The organism is Psychroserpens algicola (assembly GCF_014526325.1).
GTDB lineage: Bacteria > Bacteroidota > Bacteroidia > Flavobacteriales > Flavobacteriaceae > Psychroserpens > Psychroserpens algicola.
In genome coordinates, this window is sequence record NZ_JACNMJ010000008.1 from 30623 (window position 1) to 45460 (window position 14838).

The window sequence follows — 14838 nt, forward strand, 5'->3', positions numbered from 1 at the left end:
TTTATTTTTTCCGACTAATAGTAAGGCCATCACGTATAGGAAGCATCACAGTTTCAATTCTGTTGTCTGTTTTTAATAATGTATTAAACTCTAAAACAGCTTTGGTTGAAATGTCTTTATCGTCAACAGGTGCGATAACTTTTCCATGCCATAGTACATTGTCAGAAATGATGATACCACCAGAATTCAGTTTATCAATAATAAGATGAAAGTAGTTGACATAATTGGGTTTGTCGGCATCAATAAACACCAGATCAAAAGTCATATCAAGCGTTGGAATGATACTAATCGCATCTCCCAAATGCTGATGGATACGCTCACCATAATCTGATTTGTCAAAGTAAGCCCTCTGAAAGTCGATAAGTTCTTCATTAACATCAATAGTATGAATCTCACCATCACTTACTAAACCTTCAGCTAAACATAAGGTCGCATAACCAGTAAACGTGCCTAATTCTAATATGGTTTTTGGTCGAGTTAATTTCGAAATCATACTCAACACACGACCTTGATAAGGTCCGCTAAGCATGATAGGTTGTAAAATCTTTTGGTACGTTTCCCGTGTGAGTTGTTGTAGTAATTCTGGTTCTTCTTCAGAATGTGCTACAATATAATCATCTAATTTTTCAGGTAAAAAATGCATTATCCTAAAATACGTTTTACTAATTTATCTTTCGCATTTTGATCATCACCACAAAGCCATTGAATAACATTGTCTTCCCAAATCGCATCGCGTTCAGTCTCATTAATGATTTCACGATCCATAGCTAAATCTAAAATTTTACCTGGATACGACGATTGTTTTTCACTTTCCATTTCTCCTAAAGGATAAGGATCATCTAATCCCATTAAAACTTGTTTATAGCCTTGATTTTTAATTAAGAGTTGAAGTCCGCCAGTATCATGTACTAAGGTGTCAAAAAAGATATTTCTGTGACCTACAGCTTTTCGAGGGTGGCTTTTACCTTCAAATAAATCTGGTCGACCATCAAAACCTTGAATACGGCGTCCTAAATTTATTTGCGCTAATTGGCCACCATGAGCAAAACAGGTTCGCATATTCGGATATTTATCCTGATAGCCATTAAGCGTTAAAAAATGATAAGCATCAGCACATTGGGCTAACATCCAGATTAAATGAAAACGCCAAGACGTATTCTCTAATTTGATAAATTTCTCACCATCATAAGGATGGATTTCTACAGCAAGATTGTATTTGTTTGCCAGTTCAAAAATGGGCTCATTTTCTTCATCAAAGATACAACGCCAGGTTCCAATGGTATCCATATAGTGCGTTGGTAAGCATAAAAGCTGCATGCCTAACTCTTCCACACAACGTTCAATTTCCCAGCAGGCACCTCTAACAAAACCAGGATGTACCACAAAACCACAGGTGAATTTACTCGGGTTTTCATGTTGTACTTTGGCATTAAAATCATTTTGAAAACGTAGCGCTTGCTTCATTTCTTCAACGCGTAGCCCATTGCCATAAAGTTGCGATAGATTTAAAACGACAGCATGGTCTATTTTAAAGTTCTCCATCCAGGCTAACTTTTCATTTAAAAAGAAACTCGAATCTGTAATTGGACGATTCCAATCTTTCTGAAGCATAAATTTTCGGTCTTTATCCACCCAAAAAATACCTTTATCCTGCATAAATTGAGGAATTTCTTCCGGGTAAGGAAGGAGATGAGAGTGACCATTTATTCTAAGTTTTCTTTTTTCCATAGCTGGGAGTCTAAATCTAATTTAAAAACTAAATACGTTTATTCTTCAATTTGAACCTTTTTAGGAGGTTGCATTACTTCGCCACAATTCGGACAGCTGCGTTTTTCGGTATCACCATAATATTTGTCAAAAATCTTAGGCATATCGGTTTCAATATTATCGAGCGTAAAATCTTCTTCATACAGTTTTGTTGTACAGTTCTCGCAAAACCATAATAGCGCATCTTGAACGCCTTTTTCTCTCGGATATTCAATAACCAATCCTACTGTATTTGCTCCACGCTGAGGTGAATGCGGTACTTTTGGAGGTAGTAAAAAAATATCACCTTCTCTAATATGAATATCTTTAGGCGTGCCTTTGTCAATCACTTTTAAAACCATATCACCTTCAACCTGATAGAAAAATTCTGGAGTTTCATTATAGTGATAATCCTTTCTGCTATTGGGTCCACCAACAACCATCACAATAAAATCACCATCTTTCCAAACCACTTTATTTCCAACAGGAGGTTTCAGTAAATGGCGGTTTTCTTCAATCCAGGCTTTAAAATTTATCGGTGGAAATAATGTGCTCATAGTATTATATTTTGGGCGTTACCCTAAAAGGGTCAGGCTTTCCGCTGTATCTCTAACGTCACCGTTAGAGGATGCCGCTTCAATCCTTAACGCAAATTCATCAATTCAATAAAATTAGTAATAAAAAACGATTTTTCAGACTTATAAAGACTTTGTTCTTCCGCCATCAACAGGAAGATTAATACCATTAATATAAGCTGCACGCTCACTGGCTAAAAATGTGATAGCGTCAGCCAATTCTTCTGGTTTAGCAAAGCGTTTTGCAGGTACAGCATTTTTCATGGCATTCGCAGCTTCATCTTCTGTTTTACCTGTTTTAGCAGATTTATTTTTTATAATTTCAGTTAAACGTTCTGTTCCTGTGGCACCAGGAAGAACATTGTTTACTGTAACTCCAAATTGTCCAAGCTCATTAGCCAGTGTTTTACTCCAATTGGCAACAGCTCCTCTAATGGTATTACTCACACCTAAACCGTCTAAAGGTTGCTTAACAGACGTTGAAATCACATTAATAATACGACCATACTGTTCACTTTTCATAAATGGTACTACAGCCTGTGCCAACACATGGTTGCATTTTAAATGCTGTGTAAAAGCATGTTCAAATTCTTCAACTTCTGCAGAAAAAACGGGTCCGCCTTTCGGACCTCCCGTGTTGTTGACCAAAATATGAAATCCGTGATGTTTAGAGATGTAGTCTGAAACCTTAGCTTTTAAAGTCTTTGGGTCAGAAAAGTCGGCAACGATATAATCATGATTTCTATGCTGAGGTAATTCGGCTAGTGTAGCTTTAAGTTTGTCTTCATTTCTGGCAATTAAAGTCACGATTGTACCTTCTTCAGCTAAGGCTAAAGCCGTGGCTTTTCCTATGCCTGCTGTACTTCCGCAGACTAATGCGTATTTATTATTTAATTCGAGATTCATTTAGTTGATAAATTTAAAGCTGTTAATAATCGCATCACTTACAGAGGAGTAATCATCAAAATCAGATGCTGTGGATGTGAATGTCAATATGTAGGCTTTTTCCTTATGTATTAGAAATACCTGTTTAAACTTGACATTTATACCAGTGCCAAAATTGGCAGTCCATATAATTGAATGCGCTTCTTGCTGGTTAATTGTAACTGCTTTATTCTCTAAGAATTTAGCGCTGGGAATCTGACCAGTAATTTGTTCTAAGGATAGTTTGACATAAGCTTCTAAACTGATGTTCTTGCCACTTAAATCTTCTAAGTTTAAGTTGATGTTTTCTCTAAAATTATCGCTTTCTTGAGATTTTTCATCTGCAAGAATAAGAAACTGTGTCGCAGGCGTTTGTTTTTGGTCACTAGAAACCCAGTCTTCAGGATAATTAATAGTAAAATCATTTTTGGTTATTTGATTCCAATCGCTTTGAGCGAATCCTGTCATGCCTATTAATAAGGCGAATATTGTTATAATTTTTTTCATATGTTTTTTTTAATATTTAATACACACATTTTTAGCTTCGGTAAAAAATCTAAGAGCTTCAAATCCACCTTCACGACCAACTCCAGAGGCTTTAACACCTCCAAAAGGTGTTCTTAAATCTCGCATCATCCAGGTATTCACCCAAACAATACCAGCCTGTAATTGGTGACTCATACGCATGGTCCGTTTTAAATCGTTAGTCCACAGTGTCGCTGATAATCCGTATTTGACTTTGTTGGCCATTTGTAGTACATCATCTTCGGTATGAAATGGCATTAAGGTTACTACTGGTCCGAAAATTTCTTCCTGATTGACTCGGCACTCATCATTTGGGACTTCAATAACTGTAGGCTCTAGATAGTATCCGTTTTCGTAGCCTTTAAGTGTAATATCATTTCCACCGCATAATACAGTACCATCTTCCTTTTTCGCAATGTCTATATAATCCTTTACTTTTTCTAAATGAGGTTGAGAAACCAAAGCACCAATATTGGTGTCGGCTTCCGAAGGATGTCCAACCTTGAGTTGCTTAACTTTTGCAACAAAATCGGACTTGAATTTATCATAAATTGATGCTTCTACAAAAATGCGACTTCCACAGAGGCAAATCTGACCTTGATTGGCAAAAGATGAACGTACAGTGGTTTCAAGCATGTCTTCATAATCACAATCGGCAAAAATGATATTCGGATTTTTTCCACCTAACTCAAGCGATAATTTTTTAAACATTGGAGCAGCTACTTTAGCAATATGAGCTCCAGTTGCTGTGCCACCTGTAAATGAGATGGCTTTAATATCTGGATGTTCTATAATGGCTTGACCCGTCGAACCACCAAGTCCGTGAACAATATTTAAAACACCTTTAGGTAAGCCAGCCTCATTACAAATTTCACCTAATAAATAAGCGGTCATAGGAGTGACTTCACTTGGTTTTGCCACAACACAATTTCCTGCGGCAAGTGCTGGTGCGATTTTCCAGGTAAATAAATAAAGCGGAAGGTTCCAGGGCGAAATACAACCTACAACGCCAATAGGTTGACGTAAAGTATAGTTTATAGCTTGCTGACCTATGCTTTCATGGCTTTCACTTGCAAATTGAGTTATCGCGTTTCCGAAGAATCTAAAATTACTTGCTGCCCTCGGAATATCAACAGCTTTTGCTAATGAAACAGGTTTCCCGTTATCTTTAGATTCTGCTTCTGCAAAACGTTGAAGATGGGCTTCTATTAACTCTGAAATTTTAATGAGAATACGACTGCGTTCTTCTAAATCAGTTTGCGACCAGCCAGGAAATGCAGATTTCGCAGCGATGTAAGCATTCTCAACATCATCTTTAGATGAGTTAGGAATTTGCCCATATATCTCGCCATTAGACGGATTATAGTTGTCTATCCAGTTGTTGTCAATGGGGTTGTGAAAATGTCCGTTAATGTAGTTTTGAATGTTCATTTTTTGAACTATTATTTCTAGCCTACAAGTTAAATTTTATTTAGCTGAAATTCTATTTTTAGGTCTAATTTTTCATGATCACTCATTGCTTTGAATTGAAATGATTTAGTGATTTTCAGGTACCATTTCGGCAATTAAATCAACAGTTTCACTGGCAGCATCAATGGCGTTTTCATAGCTTGACATAATTTTTTTTAAGCTAGAAACCCTAAAGTTGGCGCCTTTAAATGCAGGGAAATTCATAAGTTCATGCGCTTTTTTTAAATGGGCTTCAGTAGGTTGTTTGTTAATCGCCTTAAGCACATTGATATATTGAAGAACGATACCAGACTTGAACATGTCATATTCCATTTCTTCAATAAAATTATTCAAGCTCTTTTCTTCCTCTCCAATTTCGGCAACTATATTGTAATAGTTATAAATTTTGGTTTCAAGTTCTGTCTCTTGAATTTTATTGAGATATCCAGAGTTTTTGAGTGCTTCAAATCCGCTCTTATCCGATTTAAAGTACACATCAAAAAGGCTGTTGTATTTGAAAAGATAGGTCGAGGTAAAATAGTGTAAGTCTTCGGCAATTAATTGCGGACTTTCAGTAAGTTTTAAAAATTCTTTTGAACCCAGTCTGGAACTGTCTCTAAAATTTTTGATTATTGTCAGGTTTTCGATATCTGATTTGATATTCTTTGAGATGTTTTTTAAATACCCGTTTAATTGCGCTTGTTCTTTTTTTGATTCATTCCAGTTGTTAATCTGAAGCGCAATAAGAATACCAATAACCACAAGGATAATTTCACCAATGGCGTATTTAAAGTATTTAGAGGTATTTCCTTTTGAGAGAAGGTTTAACCGTATTTTCCGAAAGAATTTTATCACAATTAAAAAAATTAAAAGTGACTAAGTGATGGTTGGTTTGAGGTGAATTTAAATTTAAGTAATTCTATTAGTTAGTAGTCTGTTTTTAATAAATGTTACGAATCTATTTAGGTTTGTACGCCATGACCTTAATTTCAACTACCAAATCGGGATGTGGTAATTGATGAACAGCAACAGTCGTTCTGGTTGGTCCTGTGGCTTTATCAAAAAACTCTGCATAGGCTTTATTATAGTCTGCAAAGTCATTCATATTTACTAAAAATGAAGTCACATCAACAACATCTTTAAGGCTGGCTCCTACCTTTTGTAAATTCTTATCAATATTTTTTAAAACTTCTTGCGTCTGAGTATAAGCATTTAAGCGTTTTGTTCCCATCTCGTCAATAATATCAACACCAGCAATAGAATTGTCTGGTCGTCTAGAACTGGTTCCAGAAACGAAAATAAAATCGCCAACTTGTTTAACATGCGGATAAGCGCCTCTTGGTGTTACGGTGTTTTCGCTCATAATTATTTAATGTAATCCAGCAATTCTATCATCTTCTAAAATCGCTTCGGTTTCACTTTTTACTTTGTCTAAAATCGTTTTAATAGGTGTTGCAGTAGAGATGATACCATCTGCTAGCATATTGAGTATGGCCTTATCTTGAGCACGACCTCTAAGCATAGCTTCACGATAACCGATGTGCTCATTAAAAGTGACTAGGCTGTATTTTGATGCATAATCATTTGGGAACTCTTTTTCAAGCGCCATTTCAATTTTTCGTTTTTCCTGAAATAAGGCTTGTCCGACATGGTCTTTCATTTCATGAAAATTATCAATAGCTAAATCGGCAATGGCATCGGTATCTTTTTTTCTGGTTTTTTCATATTCAGAAAAAATAGTTTCCCAATCCCCATCATGTTTATCTAAAACAGCATCAAATTCTACAACATCCTCAAAAGACGCATTCATGCCTTGCCCGTAAAAAGGGACAATAGCGTGAGCAGAATCTCCCATCAGTAAGGTATTGCCCTTGTAATGCCAAGGCGAACACTTAACCGTTCCGAGTGGTGCTGTTGGGTTTTCAAAAAAGTCTTCAACAAGATTTGGCATAAGTTCTGAAGCGTCTGGGAATTCTTTCTGGAAGAATTCGGTCACACGTTCAGGAGTAGTAAGATTATTAAAATTATATTCGCCTTCATCATAACTCAAAAACAGAGTGACTGTAAAACTACCATCTAAGTTTGGTAAGGCAATTACCATAAAATCACCTCGAGGCCAAATGTGTAATGCGTTTTTATAGGTTTTATAATCTCCAGTTTCCGTAGGTAAAATAGAGAGTTCTTTATAACCATGCGTGAGATAATCTTGCGAGAAACTGAATAAAAACTTCTTGCCTAAATAATAACTTTTACGCAAAGCAGAACCAGCACCATCAGTTGCAATAATGGTATCTGCATCTTCGATAAACTCATCTTTTGTTTCATAATCTTGAAACAGTGCTGTTGTTTTTTCAAAATCTACCGATTTACATTTTTTATTAAAATAAATGGTGACATTATCGTGTTTTTCGGCTTCGGTTAATAGGAGGCCGTTAAGCTCGCCTCGAGAAATAGAATTGATGTACTCATGATCTCTACCGCTATAATTTGATAAAAAGGTATTGCCTTCTCTATCGTGTAGCATTCGTCCGTTCATTGGGATACAAAGCGATTTTACTTTGTCCTCAATGCCAACTAATTTCATGGCTTTATTGCCACGATCAGAAAATGCTAAGTTAATGGATCGTCCTGCCGAAATATCTGTTTTGCGTAAATCGGGACGCATTTCATAAACCGTTACGTTATAACCTCGTTGACCCAGGCGTAACGCGAGTAAGCTTCCGCAGAGTCCAGCTCCAATGATTAATATGTTTTGTTGTTTATGCATATAATTGTTGTTCTTCTGAAGTTGTTTCAGAATCTCATTATTTAATTCAATATTGTTTTTAAACGCTCTACAAATCCGTAAACATCCTTAAAGGAATTATAGAGTGGGACAGGTGCACAACGAATCACATCTGGTTCTCTCCAATCGGTTATGATACCAGCTTCAGTAAGTTTTGTATGTAAGCTTCTATCGGCATTTTTAACCTGGATGGATAGTTGGCATCCACGTTCGTCAGGACTACTAGGTGTAATGATTTTAATATCAGAATTGTTGAGTTCATTTAAAAGAAACTCAAAATAACCTGTAAGCTGTTTCGATTTTTGACATAATTTATCAAATCCTGCTGCAGCAAACACATCTAATGATGCACGTATAGCAGCCATAGATAAAATAGGCGGATTACTAAGTTGCCAGCCTTCGGCACCAGGTAACTGGTCAAAGTCGTCACGCATTCTAAAACGGGTAGTCTTGTTATGTGACCACCAGCCTGTAAATCGGTTGAGGTCTTTTCGATTGGCATGACGCTCATGAACAAAAGCTCCAGATAAACTTCCTGGTCCAGAGTTTAAGTATTTATAGCTGCACCACACCGCAAAATCGGCTCCAGAATCATGAAGGTTTAATTGCACATTTCCGGCGCCATGTGCACAGTCAAATCCGATCATACAACCATAGCTATGTCCCAATTGCGTGATGCGTTTTAAATCAAAAAACTGACCTGTATAATAGTTTACTCCACCAATCATAACTAAGGCAATTTCGTCACCATGTTGTTTTAAAATAGTTTCTAAATCGTCATAATTGGCTAGCTCTTCACCTTCTCGGGCTTTCCACAAAATTAAGCCTTCTTTGTCATCATAGCCATGATGACGCAACTGCGATTCTACAGCATATTTGTCACTTGGAAAAGCATCAGCTTCAATTAAAATTTTATAACGTTTAGGAGTTGGTTTATAAAAACTCACCATCATAAAATGAAGGTTGGCTGTAAGAGAGTTCATAACGACAACTTCCAAAGGTTTGGCTCCAACAATATCAGCCATGGTTTGAGTTAAAAACTCGTGATAATGTAACCACGGATTTTTGCCTTCAGTATGGCCTTCAACTCCTAGATTAGCCCAGTCTTCAAGCTCTTGATTAATATAGTCTTTTGTGATTTTAGGTTGTAATCCCAGCGAATTTCCAGTCATGTATATGAGCTCATTGCCATCGGCATCTTTTGGCATATGAAATTGATTTCGATATGTGGAAAATTCGTCATTTTGATCTTGCTGCAGCGCATATTCAAGACCTAGTTTATAATTAGACAAAGTTGTTGGTTTTATGGTATCTAACAAAAGTAAGAATAATTATGAAAGGAATGAACTGTTGAAAGCGGCATTTTTAGATGAAAAAATGAATCTCTTTTTTTACTATCTTTAAAGAAATGATCGTCTTATGGGAAAAGTTAAAGAATATAGTAATGGAGATGTTACTGTCGTTTGGGAAGCCGAAAAATGTATTCATTCAGGAATATGTGTAAAAGGGCTGGGAGAGGTGTTTCAGCCTAAAGAACGTCCTTGGATTAAAATAAATGCGGCCTCTTCTGAAGCTTTAGTAAATCAGGTAAAAGCATGTCCTTCCGGAGCTCTTGGGTATTATATGAATGGAGAAGATACGCAAGAAGCCGAAGTATTAGAAACCAAAGTTGAAGTTTTAGAAAACGGACCACTATTGGTATATGGCACATTAAAAGTAACCTATAAAGATGGCAGTCAGGATACAAAAAATAAAACGACTGCTTTTTGTAGATGTGGCGCTTCACAAAATAAACCATACTGTGATGGTGCGCATGTTAAAGATGGATTTCAAGGATAAGTAAAAAGCGCTTCAACTAAATAATTGAAGCGCTTTGAATATATATGGACGCCAATGGCGGAATATTAATATACTTTATATACGTCAATAAGTCGCTAATTGGATGTTTTGATTACAAAAAAATGAAACTTTATTTTTTTAAGATGTCAGATAAATACTAATCTATTGAATTTTAATATTTGAAAAATACAGATTAAAATTGCCGTCAGCCATTTTATGATCTTTAGCAATTTTAATCCCATTAAAGTCTTCGTAATTTTCAAAAGTGGTAGTCATTGTAGGAGTTTCAGAATTACCTTTTCTAAAAACCCACTCTCGAATTATAAAATCTTCATCATAAAAAATATCATAGGCATCTCCAGGAGTATAACCACCTTCATTGCTATAGGTTAAAATGATTTTATTCATTTCAGTTTTAGCTATTGGAGCGACTGCTTTTATCGGCTCAGATAGCGTTGTACCATCATCCCAAACTATTTGGAAAGGTATTAACAACCAAAACTTATCATTGATAAAGCTTTTATCAACGTTTATAAATTTCGGGTCAATAGTTTCTATGGTGTTGCTAGGAGCTTGTCTTGTATACATTGATATCGAGTCTTTACTTACCATCGATACAACATAGTCCGCTTTGGGTTGCCATTGCCAAGAGCGTTGAACATGCTTATCGCCTCTATCGACATTAAACGTAAATTCAATTGTATTAACGTTTTTCCAATGGTCATAACCGTGAGCTTGTGCTATTTTTTCGGCTACTGTTACTTCGATTTGTTTTTCGGAAATGGTCTCAGTTGTATGGTTTTGCGCTTTAGATTCTGGCTTGCAGGATATCAAAACTGTAATTACAAGCAAAAAAGTCAATAATCGTGTCATTAGTTTTTTTGTAAAGGTAGGATAATATCTGCATTTCAGAAGTAATTATTACTTTAGGGTCAAATTACTAAAGTTATGAATGAAGATTATTTTGAAGTTAATAAAGCCACTTGGAATGAGAAGGTAAAAGTTCATTCTAAAAGTGAAATGTATGATTTAGAGGCCTTTAAAAAAGGAAAGTCTTCATTAATGTCTTACGAACATAATGCGCTTAAAGATGTTAAAGGGAAAACGCTTTTGCATTTGCAATGTCATTTCGGTCAGGATACGCTGAGTTGGAGTAGGTTGGGAGCCAATTGTGTTGGAGTTGATATTAGTGATGAAGGCATTAAGCTTGCCACTGCGTTAAATGACGAATTAGGGCTCGAGGCTACATTTGTATGTTGTAATGTTTTAGATACCTCAAAACATATAAAATCTACTTTTGATATTGTTTATACATCCTATGGAGTTATTGGCTGGTTACCAGATCTAAAGCCTTGGGGATTAATGATTGCAGAGCGCTTAAATAAAGGAGGGATATTTTATATGGTCGAATTTCATCCCATAGTATGGATGTTTGATTATTTAGAAGAAACACCAGTAATGCGCTATGGATACATGCAAGAGGAAGCCATATATGAAGAATATGAAGGAACGTATGCCAATCAGGATTCAAAAATGATGAGTAAAGAATACGGCTGGAATCATGGTTTGAGTGAAGTCATAAACGCTCTTACCGAAGCTGGTTTACATATCGACTATCTCAATGAATATGATGAAAGTCCGTATAATGTATTGCCAGATTTAGTCGAAACCGAATCTGGCAATTATGTGACAAAGGATAAATTATATCCTCTTATTTTTGAGATTAAAGCAACTAAAATTTAATGCTTTACAATTAATTTTGATCCAACAGATTTGTCATCAATATAAAACGTTATGAGGTATGAACCTGTTCTTAATTGAGAAATATCTATTGATGACTCATTATTATTAATACTTTTTACGACAAGACGTTGACCAAGAACACTATGAATTTTAACTTCTGAAATTTGAGTGTTCGATTCAAAGTTTATGATGCCTGAAGTCGGATTTGGATACAGTTTTACTGATAAGGCAGTTTCTTCTGAAATACTTAAATTATTATTAGTTATTTCAATACTTTTTGCTGTGTTATAATACCTGTGTGGTGCAGTAATAGTTGAATTAGGTCCTACCGAATAGGTGATAGTATAGGTCCCAGCAGTAGATTCTGAAAGGTCTATTGTTCCCGTATTTTGATCAATCACTAAACCTGAAGGCGTACTTAAATAAAGTCCGCCAGAAAGGCCTCCATTAGTTACTACAGGAGTAGGATCAGCATCTGTAATGTCATAGCTTGTGGTGGCATAATCGAAACTTGAAAAATCATCATAATGTATGCTCAGGTATTCCAGAACCACATGGGCATAATCAATAGCAAACGGCTCTAAAGTATTTGGGTTAGAATCATAAGGAGCTCCCAAATCTCTTACGCGTCTGTTAACTTCGGTCATGATGCCATCGATTGTTCCGCTTCCTCCAACGCTAGCAGGTCCTCCAGTGCCATCACCTGAACCGTGCCTTCTGTTATTGTAATAATTTCCATCAAAGTAGGAGTAGCTATGTGGAGTTGTATCATCACAACTTGTATCTCCATAATCTGAATTACTAGGAACCGCTCTGTAACCTGATGTTACACCACATCCTGGATAACTGGTATCTGAGCCAGATGGGTCAATCGAATTATAAAATGTTGCTGGTGCCTCTTGAAACAATTGTCCGAGACTAAATGCACCTCTAACAAGTTCTTCGTGAGTGTAACCATTTAAATTTGTTGATACAAGATTCATTATTGTAGACTTGTTTACAATTGAAGCACTATTTAAATCTGATGCATTCAATTCTGAAGCCGAAATGTTGTACCCAATTTCAATTCTAGGAACTGTATGATTTTGTCCGTGTAGATCAATATACAAACCTTTGCCCCAGTTTGATTCTACAGACTGGCTTGCAACATTGATGTAGTTTTGAAAATCACTCCAGTAAGATGCTGCATGACTATTACCACAAGATCCCTGACTAACTATACGATTTGGGTCCATTTTTGAGCGATGTAAATTATTAATAATAACATGAGCGTATCCGCCTGTTTGAGCAAATATTTCATCTTGAATACGTCTTACAAGTACATCCGTATTATCATCTCTTTCGTTATTTCCACAAGTCCTGTCGGGTAAATTAGCATCCTCATCAGGATAGAAAACTCCACCAATGGTTTCACCAGAATTGATGACACCTCCATGAGGAGCAGATATAATTATTGGTAAATTTCCAGGGATGTATTCGATATAGCCATTAGGATTTGAAAATTCAGAAACGCCAGGTGTTTGTGAAAATGCTACACTAGAAAGCATCGCAAAAAGTAGTAAGCAGGTAATTTTTTTCATCATAAATGTATTTTAGATTTGGGTAATCTCTAATTACTGAATCGGTAAAGTACATATATTGTCGACAAAAAAACAAATATTATCGATAAAACGAATTTTTTAATGTGAATTTTCTTTCAAAACTTCAGGCATTTTAGATTTAAATCTTTGCAATCTAGGGATAGAAACGTTTCTGATATAGCCTTGGTTTGGATGCAGTTTTTCATAATCTTGATGGTAATCTTCTGCAACCCAAAATTTCTGAAATGGATAAACTTCTGCAGCGATTTTAGCATTGAGTTTTTTGGCTAGTGCTAATTTTTTTTCTTCAATAATAGTTTTCTGATTTTCATTTTGATAAAAAATTATTGAACGGTATTGCGAACCGCGATCTGGTCCTTGGCCATTAACTTGCGTTGGGTTTTGAGATGCAAAATAGACATCAACTAATGTTGAAAAGCTTACGACATTAGGATCATAAATGATTTCAACAGCTTCGGCATGACCTGTTGCTCCTGTGTTGCTTAGCTCGTAAGTGGGATTATCGGTATGTCCTCCAGCGTATCCACTAATGGATTCTTCTACACCTTTTACACTTTCATAAATCGCTTCAACACACCAAAAACAACCGCTGGCAAAATAAGCTCTGGCTTTTCCGTTTTCTAATGGAACTTCAACAGGTTCGGCATTAATTACTGCTTTTTGTGCTGTATTGGACTGTGCATTATTTTGACAGCTAAATAGTAAAATTACTGCTAACGTAGATATGATTTTATTCATGTGTTCTTTTCTTTTTCTATGAGTCGTAATAAGATAAGAAACCTTAATGTAAAGTATGTGAAAGTTTTATTAAAATAAAAAGCCTTTATCAAATGAGATAAAGGCTTTAAATGTATAGGTGTAACGGATATTAAAGTTTAGAAAACATTTTCTCCATTTTTTCTTTTTCTTCTTGAGCTAATTCAGCGTCAACTAATATTCTTCCACTATGCTCATCTGTAATTACTTTTTTACGAGAAGCAATTTCAACTTGAATTTGAGGCGGAATGGTAAAAAATGATCCTCCAGAAGCACCTCTTTCAATTGGTACAACAGCTAATCCGTTCTTTACATTATTTCTAATACGTAAGTAAGCATTTACTAAACGCTCGTCTAATTTCTTTTGGAAATCTTCAGATTTTTTAATTAAAGCTTCTTCTTCTTTTTGAGTTTCGGCTAAGATAGCATCTAACTCACCACGCTTGTGTTTTAAGTGTGTCTTACGATCTTTAAGTCGACCTTTTGTTTCGTCAATGACTTCTTTTTTCTGTTCAATTTGAACTTTAAATTCTTTAATATGCTTTTCAGCTAATTGGATTTCTAATTCTTGAAACTCAACTTCTTTTGTTAAAGAATTGTATTCTCTGTTATTTCTAACATTTTTTTGTTGTTCTGAATACTTCTTGATAAGCGCTTTAGCTTCTTCAATTAAATTCTTTTTTGATTTAATTTGATCGTCAATTAAATCGAGATTAGTTGCTAACTTTTCAAGTCTTGTATTTAAACCTTCAACTTCATCTTCTAAATCTTGAACCTCAAGAGGTAATTCACCTCTCACGTTTCTAATTTCGTCAACTCTAGAATCTATTAATTGTAAATCATAAAGTGCTCTTAACCTATCTTCAACAGTTGCTTCAGCTTTTTTTGCCATAAT

16 protein-coding genes are annotated in these 14838 nt (G+C 35.6%); 2 read left to right on the top strand and 14 right to left on the bottom strand.

Translation table 11 applies throughout. The annotated features are described in order from the left end of the window. Position 1 precedes the first annotated feature (1 nt). The 10 genes from H7350_RS14945 to kynU form a co-directional block, all read right to left on the bottom strand. Entirely contained in the window at positions 2-643 is a 642-nt protein-coding gene (locus H7350_RS14945) for an O-methyltransferase (RefSeq protein WP_204346735.1), read from the bottom strand. Next, a complete protein-coding gene (locus H7350_RS14950) occupies positions 643-1728 on the bottom strand; it encodes an amidohydrolase family protein (RefSeq protein WP_204346736.1) in 1086 nt (361 codons plus the stop codon). Before H7350_RS14950 ends, H7350_RS14945 begins: the two co-directional genes overlap by 1 nt. 38 nt (positions 1729-1766) lie before the next feature. Then, positions 1767-2303 carry a 3-hydroxyanthranilate 3,4-dioxygenase gene (locus H7350_RS14955; RefSeq protein WP_204346737.1) on the bottom strand — a complete coding sequence of 179 codons (537 nt, stop codon included), beginning with the start codon at positions 2301-2303 and terminating at the stop codon, positions 1767-1769. 141 nt (positions 2304-2444) lie between these two features. Then, complete coding sequence (locus H7350_RS14960) at positions 2445-3227, bottom strand: SDR family oxidoreductase (protein WP_204346738.1); 783 nt, start codon at positions 3225-3227, stop codon at positions 2445-2447. After that, positions 3228-3752, bottom strand: coding sequence for a PsbP-related protein (locus H7350_RS14965; RefSeq protein ID WP_204346739.1), 525 nt, complete (start codon positions 3750-3752; stop codon positions 3228-3230). A 9-nt stretch (positions 3753-3761) separates the two neighbouring features. Beyond that, positions 3762-5201 (bottom strand): aldehyde dehydrogenase, encoded by a 1440-nt coding sequence (locus H7350_RS14970; protein ID WP_204346740.1) that lies wholly within the window; start codon positions 5199-5201, stop codon positions 3762-3764. A 105-nt stretch (positions 5202-5306) separates the two neighbouring features. Further along, positions 5307-6074, bottom strand: coding sequence for a DUF6090 family protein (locus tag H7350_RS14975; RefSeq protein WP_204346741.1), 768 nt, complete (start codon positions 6072-6074; stop codon positions 5307-5309). A 103-nt stretch (positions 6075-6177) separates the two neighbouring features. Continuing rightward, entirely contained in the window at positions 6178-6582 is a 405-nt protein-coding gene (locus H7350_RS14980; protein ID WP_204346742.1) for a RidA family protein, read from the bottom strand. 6 nt (positions 6583-6588) lie between these two features. Continuing rightward, positions 6589-7986, bottom strand: coding sequence for an FAD-dependent oxidoreductase (locus tag H7350_RS14985; protein WP_204346743.1), 1398 nt, complete (start codon positions 7984-7986; stop codon positions 6589-6591). Positions 7987-8027: 41 nt separating this feature from the next. Then, on the bottom strand, positions 8028-9296 hold the full coding sequence (kynU, locus tag H7350_RS14990) for a kynureninase (RefSeq protein ID WP_204346744.1): 1269 nt from the start codon (positions 9294-9296) through the stop codon (positions 8028-8030). A gap of 127 nt (positions 9297-9423) precedes the next feature. Between kynU and H7350_RS14995 the strand changes: the two genes are divergently transcribed. Next, positions 9424-9843 (top strand): (4Fe-4S)-binding protein, encoded by a 420-nt coding sequence (locus tag H7350_RS14995; RefSeq protein ID WP_204346745.1) that lies wholly within the window; start codon positions 9424-9426, stop codon positions 9841-9843. Between the two features lie 162 nt (positions 9844-10005). Here the strand turns inward: H7350_RS14995 and H7350_RS15000 are convergent, their stop codons facing one another. Beyond that, positions 10006-10716: a hypothetical protein gene (locus H7350_RS15000; RefSeq protein WP_204346746.1), complete on the bottom strand. Its 711-nt coding sequence runs from the start codon at positions 10714-10716 to the stop codon at positions 10006-10008. Between the two features lie 75 nt (positions 10717-10791). Here H7350_RS15000 and H7350_RS15005 point away from each other — a divergent pair, with 75 nt between their 5' ends. Then, a complete protein-coding gene (locus H7350_RS15005) occupies positions 10792-11586 on the top strand; it encodes a class I SAM-dependent methyltransferase (protein WP_204346747.1) in 795 nt (264 codons plus the stop codon). Here the strand turns inward: H7350_RS15005 and H7350_RS15010 are convergent. From H7350_RS15010 to H7350_RS15020, 3 genes are all read right to left on the bottom strand, one after another. Then, positions 11583-13166, bottom strand: a complete 1584-nt coding sequence (locus tag H7350_RS15010; protein ID WP_235989364.1) for a T9SS type A sorting domain-containing protein — start codon at positions 13164-13166, stop codon at positions 11583-11585. The two genes, H7350_RS15005 and H7350_RS15010, sit on opposite strands and share 4 nt — an antisense overlap. Positions 13167-13265: 99 nt before the next feature. After that, a complete protein-coding gene (msrA, locus tag H7350_RS15015; protein ID WP_204346748.1) occupies positions 13266-13925 on the bottom strand; it encodes a peptide-methionine (S)-S-oxide reductase MsrA in 660 nt (219 codons plus the stop codon). A 130-nt stretch (positions 13926-14055) separates the two neighbouring features. Continuing rightward, positions 14056-14835, bottom strand: coding sequence for a zinc ribbon domain-containing protein (locus tag H7350_RS15020; RefSeq protein ID WP_204346749.1), 780 nt, complete (start codon positions 14833-14835; stop codon positions 14056-14058). Between the last annotated feature and the right edge of the window lie 3 nt (positions 14836-14838).